This window comes from Tessaracoccus bendigoensis DSM 12906, assembly GCF_900141915.1.
In the GTDB taxonomy this organism is placed as follows: domain Bacteria; phylum Actinomycetota; class Actinomycetes; order Propionibacteriales; family Propionibacteriaceae; genus Arachnia; species Arachnia bendigoensis.
Map to the genome: position 1 here is coordinate 1 of NZ_FQZG01000097.1, position 12,816 is coordinate 12,816.

Here is a 12,816-nt window from a genome sequence, read left to right on the forward strand (position 1 = left end):
GTTGCGGAACCGTCGTTGTTCAGGGCTGGGACGGGGATGGTGGTGTTGTCGGAGAAGGTCAGGGTGGCGCCGGTGATGTGGTCGGCGTTGTTGGGTCGGTCGTAGAGGTAGACGCGGTCGATGGTTTGGGGGGTGTCCCAGTGGAGTTGGAGCCATGCTCCGGTGCGTTGGGAGTTGGTGCTCCATTCGGCGGTGCCGTTGGCGGGCCAGCCGGAGATGATCGAGTCGATGGCTTTGGTGGCTTCTTGTCCGGGTGCTTGGGAGGAGGCCAGGACTGCGGCGTTGCGGGCGGAGTTGGGGCCGTTGTAGGGCGCTGGTCCGGGTTCGGGCACAATCGGGTATGCGAGCGGTGCTGGGTACTGTCGCTCGTTCCACAACGCCTCGGTACCAGCGGGGCAGTCGGTGAGTGAAGCGCAGAGGTACGGATCGTGCTCTGCATAGGCCAGAAGTGTTGCTGTCTTTCGGGTCAACTCGGTACCTGCGACATTGGCTGCGTTCTGAACTACGTTGTAGCCGCGGTACGCCTGGACGGTCCCGGTGAATCCGGCCAATGCCTCCAGCGCATATTGCCCAGCAGCCAGATGGTCGGGGTGATCGCTTTGTCCGGGGCGGGCATCCTGCACCCTGACGGTGTCTGGGTCTGTGTCGGCTATGATCGACCTTAGCGTGTCGATGAGTTGCTGTGAGGTATAGGTGGTTGAGCCATCCACGGCCGTGACGCTCGATATGCTCCCATCGCGGAGAAGCCTTAAAGATTGGTGGCCGGTCGCTGGGGTGCCGTTGCCCGAGAGTGTGCCGTCTGGTAGCCGCATGTTGATAAGCCGAACCATGCCTCCTTCTGGGCTGATTGTGACCTTCATACTGTGGCCAGAGAAGGTGGTGGGCTGCGTGTCCCAGATAATCGACGGGGACAGGCCGAGCATGGTGGCGTAGGCGCTTTGAGGTCCCTGCTCCCTCTCCTCCCAGTAGGTGGCGCCAGCCCCTGCGTCGCCGGCGGTCACGAATACCGTCGTGGCGCACGCCCCACCGGTAAGTTCGTTCTCGATGTCGGGGTTCATGAAGAGTAGGTCGTCATCCTGGTGTGCGACGATCGTCAAAATGCTGCGGCTACAACCGGTAGCCTGCGCGGAGGCCGCGCCGAGCGTGACTCCGGACAAGACGATTCCAAGAGCCAGAAGGCTGGGTAGAACCGTGGAGCGATAACGGTGTGTCATGTGCGACCCCCCCGGACCGATTCTTGAGCGGTGTTGTTGCCGACCAACACCGATGTGTTGGCCATACTGCCTCAGATGGAGGCTGAAGTAAACGGCTCTGTCTTGTGCGGCTCAGGGAGAGTAGCTCGGCCCTCGTAGTGCCGAAGCCAGCCCGGCGGTGACGACGAGGTCGGTTGGCTGCATCGCGGTTCTCCCTGAACGAAGCCAGATATAGTGGCGCTACTCATCCCATCCGGCACAACCTTGCCGATGACCGCGTTTGGCACCAGCCTCTAGCTAGGCTGGTCCCGTGAACACCGCTGAGCACCTCATCGGCCAGGCTGAGGCCGACGCCACCGCGATCGTCGATGTGGATCGCAGCTACACATACGCTTGGCTTCGCGGCGACGTGGCACGACGGGCCAACCTTCTCCGGGCCCGCGGATTGGCTCCTGGTGATCGTGTGGCTCTCGTCGGGAGCAACGGGTCGGGTTGGGTCTCCTCATACCTGGCGATCCTCGCGGCTGGTATGGTCGCTGTTCCCATGGCCAGCACGCTACCCCCCGATGAGGTGGTTGCCCGAGCGGAATGGGTCGGAGCCGCAGCGACCTTCCTCGGAGGGTCCGAGTGCCGCCAGTTGAGGGACAGGGTCACGAGCTGGTTACCCATGACCGCAGACAGCTCGATCGCAGATGAGGAACCGGAGTTCGCAGAGGTGGCAACGGGACAGGATGCGGTTCTTGCCTTCACCTCGGGAACGACAGGCCGCCCCCGCGTGGTCCGCCAGACCCACGACAATCTGCAGGCGAACACTGAATCGATACTCGGATATCTGCCGTTGGACCGTTGGGAGCGTGTGCTTGTGGTCCTCCCCTTCAGCTACGTGTTTGGTGCATCGCTCCTGCACACCCACCTGAAGGTCGGTGCAACGCTCGTACTGCAGCCCAACGCGGTCTTTCCCCAGCAGATCGTGGAACGGATGTCTGCGCAGCGGTGTACCGGATTCGCGGGTGTGCCATCCACCTTCGCGATCCTACTGCGCAACAGTTCCTTCGGCACGCAGCGCTTGCCCGATCTCCGACTGATCCAGCAGGCCGGCGGTAAGTTGGCACCTGCCATGCTGCGTGAACTGATCCATGCGCAACCACAGGCGCGCGTGTTCGTGATGTACGGTCAGACGGAAGCCACGGCCCGACTATCCCACCTGCCGCCGGAGGACCTGGATCGGAAGCTCGGATCGATCGGTCGTGGTATCCCCGGAGTGACTCTGCGAGTAGCCGGTGAGGGTGGCAGGGACGTGACGCCGGGGGAAGTGGGCGAGATACTGGCACGGGGGCGCAATATTTCACCCGGCTACCTGGACGACGAGGCCGAGACCGCCAGGAGGATGCCGGGCGGGGAACTGCACACTGGCGACATGGCGACCGTGGACAGTGAGGGCTACATCTATGTCGTTGACCGTAGAGAGGACTTCATCAAGTCCTGGGGGCTGAGGATCGCCAGTCAGGATGTTGAGGCTGTTGCCAGCCAGCTAACGGAACTCGTCGCGGTGGCGGTGGTGGGCGTTCCGGATGACGCCGCCGGAGAACGGGTTGAGATGGTGGCCGTCAAACGGGAGGGGTCGTCCCTGACGCAAGAACAGGTCCTCGCGCACTGCCGTGGGCAGCTAGCGAAGCACATGGTTCCGAGCGTCGTCCACTTCGTGTCATTGATTCCGCTGAACAGCAACGGTAAAGTCTCCAAATCAGCAGTCCGCGACCTTTGTATAGCTCTAGCAGCGGATGGATGACCTTGGGAGGGCATGATGATGCGCAGGCCGGTCGTACTGGTCGTTGCCGGAGTCGTTCTGGCACTGACAGCGGGAGTGGCGTGGGCTTTGACGGGAAAGGAACCCGAGGTGCCGGCATCGGTTGCGGCGAAGTCGCCCAATCCAGATGACATCGCATCGTTCGTCACCGCGAGGGTGTTCTTCGGACACCAATCTGTCGGCTCGAACGTGATCGCGGGCGCCGAGTCGCTCTTCTCTGGGCAGTCGCAAGCGCTTACCGTCGTTGAGACCCGCGATGTGGTCCCCGATGAGGGTGGCTTCCTGGCACACGCACACGTTGGGGTCAACGGCGATCCGTTCGGGAAGTTCGACGACTTTGCTTCGATCATCGACGGTCCGTTGGGCATGGAAGTTGACGTGGCGATACTCAAACTCTGCTACGTGGACGTCACAGCTGGAACCGATGTCCAGCGGGTCTTCGACGCATATTCGGCGCTGATGGAACGCCTCGAGGCAGACCATCCGAAAGTGCGCTTCATCTACACCACGGTCCCGCTGTCAACCGACTGGAGTTGGAAACAGGTCGTTAAGTCCTGGATCGGGCGCGACGATCAGATGGGGCCAGCCGACAACGTGGCCCGTGAGCAGTACAACCAACTCGTCCGCCAGCGCTACGGGGACACGGGAAGGCTCTTCGATATCGCGGCGATCGAGTCAACCTTGGAAGATGGCCCGACGCTCCGGACGCTGAACGGGAGAAACTACTATGTGCTGCATGGTGGTCTTGCCTCCGACCCAGGTCACCTGAACGACCTGGGATCGAGGGTTGCCGCAACCGAGCTCATTCGTGTGGTCGCGGCGCAGGTCAGCTAGGTGTCGCTTCGTGGGATCGGCGTGGACATCGTTGATCCAGTCCGATTTCAGCGAGTCGTGACAGGGCATGGGGGCGCTGTAGCCAGACGTTGGTTCGATCCGGCTGAGTTGGCCCAGGCCGAGGACCGACGGCTCTGTCTGGCCGAGTGTTTCGCAGTCAAGGAAGCGGTGTGGAAAGCTCTTCGGCTACCCATTGCACACCTTCCCTGGCGCGACATCATCGTCAGCAAGAACGGTACCGCCATCGGCATCAGGCTCGGTGGGATTGTCTCGGCCGAGGCCGAGACCCACGCCATCGGAGCGATCCACGTAGGCACCAAGGTCTGTGAGCAACTCGTGATCGCGACCGCGATCGCCGAATCGATTCAGACCTCGGTGACTGTTCCGAGTAGTGCCGGACGCTGATGGAGGTAGGCGGTGGTCCGGCGCTTCTGCTCGATATCTCGGATCACGCGACCAACCTGCTCCACAGTTAGCGATGTGGCGGAGGCGATCTCATCGATAGGAACCGAGTTGTTGAGACCGAAGAGACATAAATCCATCCGGTCGTAGGGCAGGCTGAAGTAGAACTCCTCCTGAGACTGCGGCATCGAATAGGTATCGGTTGTCGGGGGGCGGGTCCGGATCGATTCTGGGACCTCGAGATACTCGGCCATGGCATATACCTGCGACTTGTAGAGGTGGGCGATCGGTTTGAGGTCAGCGGCGCCGTCGCCGAGCTTAACGAAGAAGCCCTGATCGTATTCGAGTCGATTCGGTGTACCGGCAACCGCGTAGTTCAGTCTGTCTGCGTGGTAGTACTCGAGGGTCTTTCGCGTACGCTGCTTGAAGTTTGTGGCAGCCACAATGTCGAGATATGCCTCTGTGGTCAGTCGGCGGGTCTCCTGCACGCCATCGGGGGACTCGATAACGATGGAGTAGATCCGGTAGCGGTCTGAGTCAACGACGCTGGGAAGCACGATCTTTGAACGGTAGCCCGGCCCATAGTCAGGGAACACACCACGGATCGCGTCATCTCGTCGACGGTAACACCCGAACGCATCCAGCATCCGTGAGATGTCCTCATGGGCCGACTGCACGCCGAGTGAAGCGATGAGTTCGGAGCTGATCGGAAGTGTCTCGTCGGAAGACTCTGACTCAGGAAGTTGCAGGGCAAAGACCCGATCGGGACCGAGGGCGCGGACGCAGAGTGCAGCTACCACGCTGGAGTCTATGCCGCCGGATACCGCGACGATGGTGCCCTTGCGACGGGCGTGGCCGAGATAGGTGCGGATGCCCTCCGCTATCCGCCTGGTTTCGGCGGCTTCGTCGATCTTGAGGCTGGCTGGTCCAAATCTGGTCATGGTTTGCTCCTAGTACGAAAATCGAGAACCTTCGACTCTGGAAGGGGTTGTGATGCGGCCTCGACCGCGCTCTCAGCGCGCTGCAGCAGCAACTGAGTGGAGAGGACCGACACCAACCGCATGTTGTCGGTGTTGCTCAGCCCAAGCCCCCGCCTCCGCTCAGCCTTCGCCACGAGGTTGGCAACCAGGTCAGGCCGGAAAACCCCTGCACGTGAGACGGCATCGGGGCTGGAGACTTCTGCAACCCACTCGGGTTGGCCATCCTCGAAGAAGCTCGCTGCGTCGGGCGCACGGTACGGCTGCTTTGGGCGCTTGAGGATCTCCTGCGGCACCATGTCAGCGAAGGCGCGTTTCAGAATGTGCTTCTCATCCAGTCCAAGAATCTTCTGCTCGGGCGCAAGTGAGTTTGCGAACCGGCCGACCTCGACATCGAGGAACGGGAAGCGTCCCTCGACCGAGTTCGCCATCAGCATCCGATCGCCCTGCGAAGCGAGTATGTAGCCAGGTAGCAGTGTCGTCATCTCTAGCCACTGCGCCCGGCCAAGCATGTCCCACCGTTCATTGCCAGGAGGCATGGTGGCAACTATGTCGTCCGCAGCGGTCGATGCGACCCGCAGGTGGTCTGTCAGCATCGACTTGAGCGCCGCAGTTGAGTCCCACCGTGGCCGATGTGACATCGCAGGATCGGAGAGATCCAGGTTGCGGCCGAAGAACGCTGCCGCGAATGCTGGAGCCTTCGCGGGGGAGCGGTCCATCCAAGGATACAGCTGGCTGACGGCACGCTCTCGTGCGCGAGGGTCGGGGTCGTTCGCCCACGCCTGTCGTACCTTTGCCTCCAGAAAGATGTCGTATCCTGCGAGCACCTCGTCGGCGCCTTCACCGGTGACGACCACTTTGTACCCGGCGTCGCGCACGAGCCGGGAGAGGAGAAACATCGGGGCAGGCGCTGTGCGTAGAAGCGGATGCTCGGCGTGCCAGACGACCTCGGGGAACACGTCTGCGATGTCGCGTTCCGAGACGACGACCTCATGGTGCGTGCTGCCGAGATGTTGGGTGAGGAGACGCTGAAACTTGCCCTCGTCGTGTTCGGCCGAGCGGAACCGCAACGAGAACGTGTCGACTTCGCAGTCGGTGAATGACGCGATCAGGGAAGCGGTGACGGAGGAATCCAAGCCACCGGACAGGTAGGCTCCCACCGGTACGTCACTTCGTTCGAAACGGAGCCGGACCGCGTCGATCAGGCGTTCCCGGAGCTCACCCGCGGTCTCCTCAATGGGGCGGGCGGGCACCGAACCGGCTTCGGGGAAGTCGGGAAACCAATAGGATCCCATTGTGGAGTGTCCGTGGTGGATCTTGAGGTAGCTGCCCGGAGGTACCTGGCTGATGCCCAGGAAGGGGGTCCGGGGCGCGACGGGCGACCAGAGCGTGAAGGTCTGGTCCAAACCGACAGGGTCCAACTCCGGCCGCTGGCCGCCGACGGCGAACAGTGCCTTCATCTCGGAGGCAAACCGCAACTCCCTGTTCACCCACGTGTAGTAAAGAGGGCGAACGCCGTACCTGTCCCGGCTCAGCGTCAACTCACGGGTTCGACGATCCCAGATGGCAAGCGCCCACTGTCCGTTGAACCGCTCGAAGGCACCGGTTCCCCATTCCTCCCAGGCGTGCACGATCACTTCGGTATCGCACCTTGTCCGGAACGAGTGCCCGCGGTCGGTGAGCTGATCCCGTAGCTCGATGTGATTGAAGATCTCACCGTTGAAGGTCACCCATACGCATTCGTCTTCGTTGCACATCGGCTGTGTGCCGTTTGCGGTGTCGACGATCGAGAGGCGGGTGTGCCCCAGCGTAACCTGGTCATCGATGAAGTAGCCGCTGCCATCGGGCCCGCGATGTCGGAGCGCATACATCATTGCGGTGACACGTCTGGTCCCGGGCTGGTGCCCGTCGGAATAGGTACCGCAGATTCCGCACACCCTCAGTGCCTCGTCGTGCCAGCTTCAGTGATCATGGGTTTAGAGTAGACAACTGATGAGTCCCCAGGTGGTGACTCTTGCGATGCGGTGCTATCCAGGCATTGGTTCGCCGGGCCCTACGGGAAGCTCCTGGAATCTGGTCTCGAAGATCTCGCCCCCCGACACCGGTTACCTAGTACTGTCTCTGCTCATGGGGAACGATGAGGCCTTCGAACGTGAGCGGATACGCCGCTTCGTACTCGACAACCTACTGCTCGGGGACAGCGACCGGATGCCCTCCGACGATGAGTCGCTGCTCGAGGCGGGGGTGATCGATTCCACTGGGATTCTCGAGTTGATTGAGTTCCTGGAGGATGCTTTCGGGATCACCGTCGAAGATACTGAGACGGTCCCCGAGAACCTGGACGGGGTGGAACGCATTTTGGGGTACCTCGGACGTAAGCAGGGCTGAGGGTCGTCGACGTGGGCAAGAGCAGGGGGGTCATCGCGAGCGATAAGGCTCGTGGTATGGCAGCCATGCTGGCTCCGAATCCACCGTTCAGAGCGCGCCTGAACTACTTGCTGTTCAACTCAGAATTCCATTGTGTGGTCGTCTACCGACTCGGCAGGTATGCTCGCCTGCTCCGAGAGCACAGGCCAGCCGCAGGGCTAGTGCTTACCTTTGCGCATCGTGTCATCAATCGGTTCGTGACTCATCTCGACCACGTTGACATCTCACCTCAGGCAGACATTGGGCCCGGGCTGCTGCTGATGCACAGACATGGGGTGCTCATCGGACCGGTCATCGTGGGGCGCAACTGTGTAATCCACCAGAACGTGACGATCGGCCAGCGGGTGGCAGGCGGCGACCGCGGGCTGCCGACAATCGGTGACAATGTCTGGATCGGTCCCGCCGCCGTGATCACAGGATCCGTCAACATCGGGGATGGGGTGACGATCTCCGCCGGTTCGGTGCTGTCAAAGGATGTGCCCGACCGATGTCTTGTGGCAGGCAATCCCGCGCGCGTCATTGTCAAAGATTACGACAACGCACCGATGATCGGGGTTCAGCCCGACTGAGCGGCGTCGTTCCTGCCAGGCAGAGGGATGGTGGACAGGTACTCCGCGAGTCGCTCGTCGGCGCATGGCGGTGAGAAGCCGCTCGTGATTGTCTTTGCAAGGCTCAGGGTGCTGTACCGCGGACGAGGGGCGGCCCTACTTCCCGCAGTGAACTCGGCGGTCGTGATGGGCAGCACGTCGCTGGCGGGCCGACCTCGGAACTGGAACACCAACGACGCGATCTGCGCCCAGCTTCGGACGGGGCCAGCATTGCTCAGATGGTAGGTGCCAGGGGGAGCATGGGTTGCCAAGTGCATGACTCCGGAAGCCAGATCTTCCGCGAAGGTGAGGCGACCGAACTGGTCGTTGACCACCTGTGGCGAGACGCCGGTGTCAGCCAGACGAGCCATCGTGCGGATGAAGTTGGAGCCGTCGCCTATTAGCCAGCTGGTACGCACTATCCAATGTTGCGGCAGCGTCGACACCAGAGCCTCGCCCGCAGCCTTTGTCTGCCCATACACGCCTAGCGGGCTGATGGGCTCTTCCTCTGAGTGAACCTCGGTGGTGCCGTCGAACACGTAGTCGGAAGAGATGTGGACAAAGGGGATCCGGTGGGCACGGGCGCGCTCGACGAGAGCACGCAGCCCGGACACGTTCGTCGCCCAGCAGATTCGACGACCTTCCTCCGTCTCGGCTGTGTCGACCGCGGTATAGGCTGCCGCGTTGACGATGAGGCCGACGTCTCCCCATCGCACTGTGTCGAGAGTCTCCGCGTCAGAAAGGTCGAAATCCGGACGCGTCAGGCCGACGGCGTCGGGCAGCATCGCCATCAGCGCACGGCCGAGTTGGCCGTTCGCCCCGACTACGACGATTGAGCGTGGCGCCATGGGAGTGACATCGCAGAGGCTCGGATGCTCACGGTCGGCGTCGGAGACCTCGGCTTGGAGCAGGGAGATCGGCCAAGGAATCGCTATGGTCGGATCTGCGAGGTTCAGATATGTGTAGGAATCGCGCGCCTCAGGCGTCCAGTGCTCGTTGACCAGGTATGAGTAGACGGTGTCGGGGGCCAGTGCCTGATACCCATTTGCCACCCCGCGAGGTACGAAGACCGCCTGATCGGTGTCGAGCTCAAGAGCGAATGAAGAGCCGAAGCCGGGTCCTTGCCGTAGGTCGACCCACGCGCCGAAGATGCGGCCACTCGCCAGCGAGACGAGCTTGTCCCATGGCTCGGCATGCATCCCGCGGGTGCTTCCCGCAGATGCGTTGAAGGAGATGTTGTTCTGCACCGGAGTGAAGTCCGGCAATCCGAGTTGGATCATCTTCTCACGGTGCCAGTTCTCCTTGAACCACCCGCGAGCGTCACCGAGTACTGGGAGGTCCACGACCAGCAGCCCGGGGATTCTGGTTTGATGGACTGCCAGGGTCCGTGGCATCAGTGCCCCATCTTTGCGTACGCCTGCTCGGTGGAGGCCTTCATCGGGCGCCACCATCCCTCGTTCTCGCGATACCAGTTGATGGTCATCGCCAAGCCCGACTCGAAGTCGGAGTAACGCGGCCGCCAGCCCAACTCCTCCCGAAGCTTTGTGGCATCGATCGCGTAGCGCAGGTCGTGGCCTGGGCGGTCGTCAACGTGATCGTAGGCGTCAGCCGGTTGGCCCATAATACGGAGGATCTCCTCAATAACCGTCTTGTTGTTGTGCTCGCCATCCGCACCAATCAGGTAGGTTTCGCCGATTCGGCCTCGGTCGATGATTCCTAGGACGGCTGCGTTGTGGTCGTCGACATGGATCCAGTCGCGTACGTTCAGTCCGGCGCCGTAGAGCCGCGGGCGGACCCCGTCGATGATATTGGTGATCTGGCGAGGGATGAACTTCTCGACGTGCTGGTAAGGGCCGTAGTTGTTTGAGCAGTTGCTGATGGTGGCCCGGACGCCGAAGCTTCTCACCCACGCCCGCACCATGAGGTCGGACCCAGCCTTGGATGCTGAGTAGGGGCTCGACGGATTGTAGGGGGTCTGCTCAGTGAACCGTGAAGGGTCATTCAACGCGAGGTCGCCATAGACCTCGTCGGTCGAGACATGGTGGTAGCGGCTATCATGTCGACGGGCCGCCTCCAGCAACTCGAAAGTCCCGACCAGGTTCGTCTGGATGAAGGGTGAAGGGTCGCGAAGGGAGTTGTCGTTGTGTGATTCCGCAGCGAAATGAACCGTGACGTCGTGGGCGGCGACCAGGTCATCGACGAGAGCCGCGTCGCAGACGGAGCCTTCAACGAATCGGAATCTGGATGAGGGGAGGTCCGCAAGTGAAGAGAGGTGGCCAGCGTAGGTGAGTGCGTCCAAGACGGTCACGGCGTGGTCTGAGTTCGCGAGGACATGCCGGACGAAATTGCTGCCGATGAACCCGGCACCCCCTGTGACAAGTAGCTTCGACATGACGGGATTCTAGACCCTGGTCCCAGGCGCGTCCAGGTGTGAGAAAATCTGGCATGCGCGGCATCATCCTGGCCGGCGGGTCCGGCACACGACTCCACCCGATCACCCTCGGCAACAGCAAGCAGCTGGTCCCCGTCTACGACAAACCGATGATCTACTATCCGCTCTCGACTCTGATTTTCGCTGGGATTGCAGAAGTCCTGGTGATCAATACACCCCATGAGCAGGACGCCTTCCATCGCCTCCTCGGTGACGGGTCCCAGTTCGGGATCTCAATCAACTACGCGGTGCAGCCGGAACCCAATGGCCTGGCGCAGGCTTTCACGATCGGGGCAGGCTTTGTTGGGGATGATTCCTGCTGCCTCGTCCTGGGTGACAACATCTTTCATGGGCAAGGGCTTGGGACTCAATTGAGTCAATATTCGAACCCTGATGGCGCCGTCATCTTCGGCTATCAGGTTGCCGACCCTAGCGCCTATGGCGTCGTCGAGCTCGATGCGCAAGGGTTCGCGCTGTCTATCGAGGAGAAACCAGTCAATCCAAAGTCGCATTTGGCGGTGCCTGGTCTCTATTTCTACGATAAGCAGGTGTGTGACATTGCGGCCAGTATCGCTCCCTCGGCACGGGGAGAGTATGAGATTACGGATGTCAACCGTGTCTACCTGGAAAAGCGCAAGCTTCGCGTCGCGGTCCTTCCGCGCGGAACGGCTTGGCTCGACACCGGGACATTCGACTCGCTCAACGATGCGAGTAATTTCGTGCGTACCATCCAGGCCAGGCAGGGCCTACAAGTCGGCTGCCCCGAGGAGGCTGCGTGGCGGGTGGGCCTGCTCTCCGACGAAGGCTTGGCCGAGAGGGCAGACGCGTTGGCCAAGTCAGGTTATGGGAAATATCTTGCCTCACTGCTCGCCTAGGTTGTGGCTATGTCCAGTTGGACAGACTGGGCTGCGAGCAGCCACTTGCCTCCTCGCGTGCGAGAGCCCTCGAATCCCAGGGCGTCTTCCGGTCGCAGGTAGACTCTGGCTGTTGGCGTGTCTGCGTAGGGCCGCGGCGTGCCTGAATGCGCAGGCGGTTGGCGTAGGCTCCGCATCGTGTGGAATGACGTGGTAGTGGGATGAGTCGTCGTGGGCTGGTGGATGAGGCCATCCAGGGCATCCTCGACCGCGTCGTCGACGGCGATTTCAAGGCAGGTGAGGCACTGCCTCCCGAATCGGACCTCGCCGCTCTGCTGGATGTCAGCCGCCCGACGATGCGTGAGGCTGTCCGGTCTCTAAGCGACCGAGGCGTGCTCCACGTAGTGCATGGACGGGGGACCTTCGTCGCGCCGCAGGCCCAGTGGCGTGACCTGCCGACGCTGATCAGCGTGCTGGCCAGAACCACCCCGGAGCGTGACCTCGGCTTACAACTCATCGAAGTGAGGCGGATGCTGGAGGTCGGTGCCGCCGGGCTTGCCGCCGGTAACCGCACCGAGGATGACGCTCTTCGGATGCGCACGGTCCTCGAAAGATACGACGAGGCCGCGGTCCGCGGGGACGTCGAAGAGGTGGCTGCGATGGATATTGCATTCCACGAGTTGATCCTCGAAGCCTCGGGAAACCCGTTTCTTGCCGCGATCATGCAACCCTTGGCCGAAGCAGTTGAGACCTCCAGGAGGTCGACGGCCGCGATCCCGGAGGTTCGTGAACGGGCGCAAGGGCACCACTGGGCGATCCTTGGCCGCATCGCGGCGCGTGACTCCACCGGGGCGAAGAACGCGATGCGTGCCCACATGACCCAGACCGGGGAAGATATCGCTTCGCTGTAACGCGCCCCTCGCGCGGCGTTGAATCGTAGGGTGGGCCAGAAGTCGCTGGTCGATGTCCGGCTAACTGCAATACCGTTCAGTTAACAGCGTTGGACGTGGATGGTTGTGGTGTCGCCGGGCTGGGGCCAGGTGGCGTGGGCGGCGCGTTTGACGTGCCATTTGGTGTACTTCCTCTTCACGACGTGCGGTGCTGCGCGTCGCCGCCGCTCTGGGTTGAGCCTGCGGAGCAGGCGGCGTAGGAAGTCGAGCCAGCCGGGGCTGTCGCGGCCGTGCTGGTCAGGGGGGAAAGGCACCCGGGTGGGCGAGGGTCTGGCGGGTGATCCGCAGTGCGGCGACGAAGCTTACCCGGTCCGGGTCGCGGCCGGCATGGGTTGCAGCCTCGGCCATCAGCGA

General features: G+C 62.1%; 12 protein-coding genes. 7 read left to right on the plus strand and 5 right to left on the minus strand.

The window, feature by feature from the left end; translation table 11 throughout:
* Positions 1-1,214: DUF7402 domain-containing protein (locus tag BUC15_RS17340; RefSeq protein WP_175558396.1), on the minus strand; the 1,214-nt coding region annotated here is incomplete at its 3' end.
* Positions 1,215-1,503: 289 nt separating this feature from the next.
* Between BUC15_RS17340 and BUC15_RS17345 the strand changes: the two genes are divergently transcribed.
* The 3 genes from BUC15_RS17345 to BUC15_RS17355 all read left to right on the plus strand — a co-directional run bounded on the left by BUC15_RS17345 (position 1,504) and on the right by BUC15_RS17355 (position 4,239).
* Positions 1,504-2,982 carry a class I adenylate-forming enzyme family protein gene (locus BUC15_RS17345; protein WP_073190893.1) on the plus strand — a complete coding sequence of 493 codons (1,479 nt, stop codon included), beginning with the start codon at positions 1,504-1,506 and terminating at the stop codon, positions 2,980-2,982.
* A 108-nt stretch (positions 2,983-3,090) separates the two neighbouring features.
* Positions 3,091-3,834 carry a hypothetical protein gene (locus BUC15_RS17350; protein ID WP_139280345.1) on the plus strand — a complete coding sequence of 248 codons (744 nt, stop codon included), beginning with the start codon at positions 3,091-3,093 and terminating at the stop codon, positions 3,832-3,834.
* Between the two features lie 21 nt (positions 3,835-3,855).
* The gene (locus tag BUC15_RS17355; protein ID WP_175558397.1) at positions 3,856-4,239 is read left to right on the plus strand and encodes a holo-ACP synthase; all 384 of its coding nucleotides are present in this window, start codon (positions 3,856-3,858) and stop codon (positions 4,237-4,239) included.
* Here the strand turns inward: BUC15_RS17355 and nadE are convergent.
* Together nadE and asnB are read right to left on the minus strand one after the other, a co-directional pair.
* On the minus strand, positions 4,200-5,177 hold the full coding sequence (gene nadE / locus BUC15_RS17360; protein ID WP_073190902.1) for an NAD(+) synthase: 978 nt from the start codon (positions 5,175-5,177) through the stop codon (positions 4,200-4,202). The two genes, BUC15_RS17355 and nadE, sit on opposite strands and share 40 nt — an antisense overlap.
* On the minus strand, positions 5,174-7,150 hold the full coding sequence (gene asnB / locus BUC15_RS17365) for an asparagine synthase (glutamine-hydrolyzing) (protein WP_073190907.1): 1,977 nt from the start codon (positions 7,148-7,150) through the stop codon (positions 5,174-5,176). Before asnB ends, nadE begins: the two co-directional genes overlap by 4 nt.
* A gap of 190 nt (positions 7,151-7,340) precedes the next feature.
* On the opposite strand from asnB, the gene BUC15_RS17370 reads away from it, so the two are divergent.
* Positions 7,341-7,601 carry an acyl carrier protein gene (locus tag BUC15_RS17370; protein ID WP_073190924.1) on the plus strand — a complete coding sequence of 87 codons (261 nt, stop codon included), beginning with the start codon at positions 7,341-7,343 and terminating at the stop codon, positions 7,599-7,601.
* 56 nt (positions 7,602-7,657) lie between these two features.
* Complete coding sequence (locus tag BUC15_RS17375) at positions 7,658-8,209, plus strand: serine O-acetyltransferase (RefSeq protein WP_073190910.1); 552 nt, start codon at positions 7,658-7,660, stop codon at positions 8,207-8,209.
* Here BUC15_RS17375 and BUC15_RS17380 read toward each other — a convergent pair.
* Both BUC15_RS17380 and rfbB read right to left on the minus strand, forming a co-directional pair.
* Positions 8,197-9,621, minus strand: a complete 1,425-nt coding sequence (locus BUC15_RS17380) for a sugar nucleotide-binding protein (protein ID WP_073190913.1) — start codon at positions 9,619-9,621, stop codon at positions 8,197-8,199. The two genes, BUC15_RS17375 and BUC15_RS17380, sit on opposite strands and share 13 nt — an antisense overlap.
* Complete coding sequence (gene rfbB, locus BUC15_RS17385) at positions 9,621-10,619, minus strand: dTDP-glucose 4,6-dehydratase (protein ID WP_073190915.1); 999 nt, start codon at positions 10,617-10,619, stop codon at positions 9,621-9,623. The genes BUC15_RS17380 and rfbB overlap by 1 nt, the downstream gene beginning before the upstream one ends.
* 53 nt (positions 10,620-10,672) lie before the next feature.
* Between rfbB and rfbA the strand changes: the two genes are divergently transcribed.
* Positions 10,673-11,533 carry a glucose-1-phosphate thymidylyltransferase RfbA gene (gene rfbA / locus BUC15_RS17390; protein WP_073190918.1) on the plus strand — a complete coding sequence of 287 codons (861 nt, stop codon included), beginning with the start codon at positions 10,673-10,675 and terminating at the stop codon, positions 11,531-11,533.
* 200 nt (positions 11,534-11,733) lie between these two features.
* The gene (locus tag BUC15_RS17395) at positions 11,734-12,423 is read left to right on the plus strand and encodes a FadR/GntR family transcriptional regulator (protein WP_073190921.1); all 690 of its coding nucleotides are present in this window, start codon (positions 11,734-11,736) and stop codon (positions 12,421-12,423) included.
* The last annotated feature ends 393 nt before the right edge of the window (positions 12,424-12,816 follow it).

Excerpts from the sequence above, each read along its gene's own strand:
- BUC15_RS17370 (WP_073190924.1), top strand. The coding sequence starts at position 7,341 with ATGGGGAACGATGAGGCCTTCGAACGTGAGCGGATACGCCGCTTCGTA.
- rfbB (WP_073190915.1), bottom strand. The coding sequence starts at position 10,619 with ATGTCGAAGCTACTTGTCACAGGGGGTGCCGGGTTCATCGGCAGCAAT.
- nadE (WP_073190902.1), bottom strand. The coding sequence starts at position 5,177 with ATGACCAGATTTGGACCAGCCAGCCTCAAGATCGACGAAGCCGCCGAA.
- rfbA (WP_073190918.1), top strand. The coding sequence starts at position 10,673 with ATGCGCGGCATCATCCTGGCCGGCGGGTCCGGCACACGACTCCACCCG.
- BUC15_RS17375 (WP_073190910.1), top strand. The coding sequence starts at position 7,658 with ATGGCAGCCATGCTGGCTCCGAATCCACCGTTCAGAGCGCGCCTGAAC.
- BUC15_RS17380 (WP_073190913.1), bottom strand. The coding sequence starts at position 9,621 with ATGCCACGGACCCTGGCAGTCCATCAAACCAGAATCCCCGGGCTGCTG.
- BUC15_RS17395 (WP_073190921.1), top strand. The coding sequence starts at position 11,734 with ATGAGTCGTCGTGGGCTGGTGGATGAGGCCATCCAGGGCATCCTCGAC.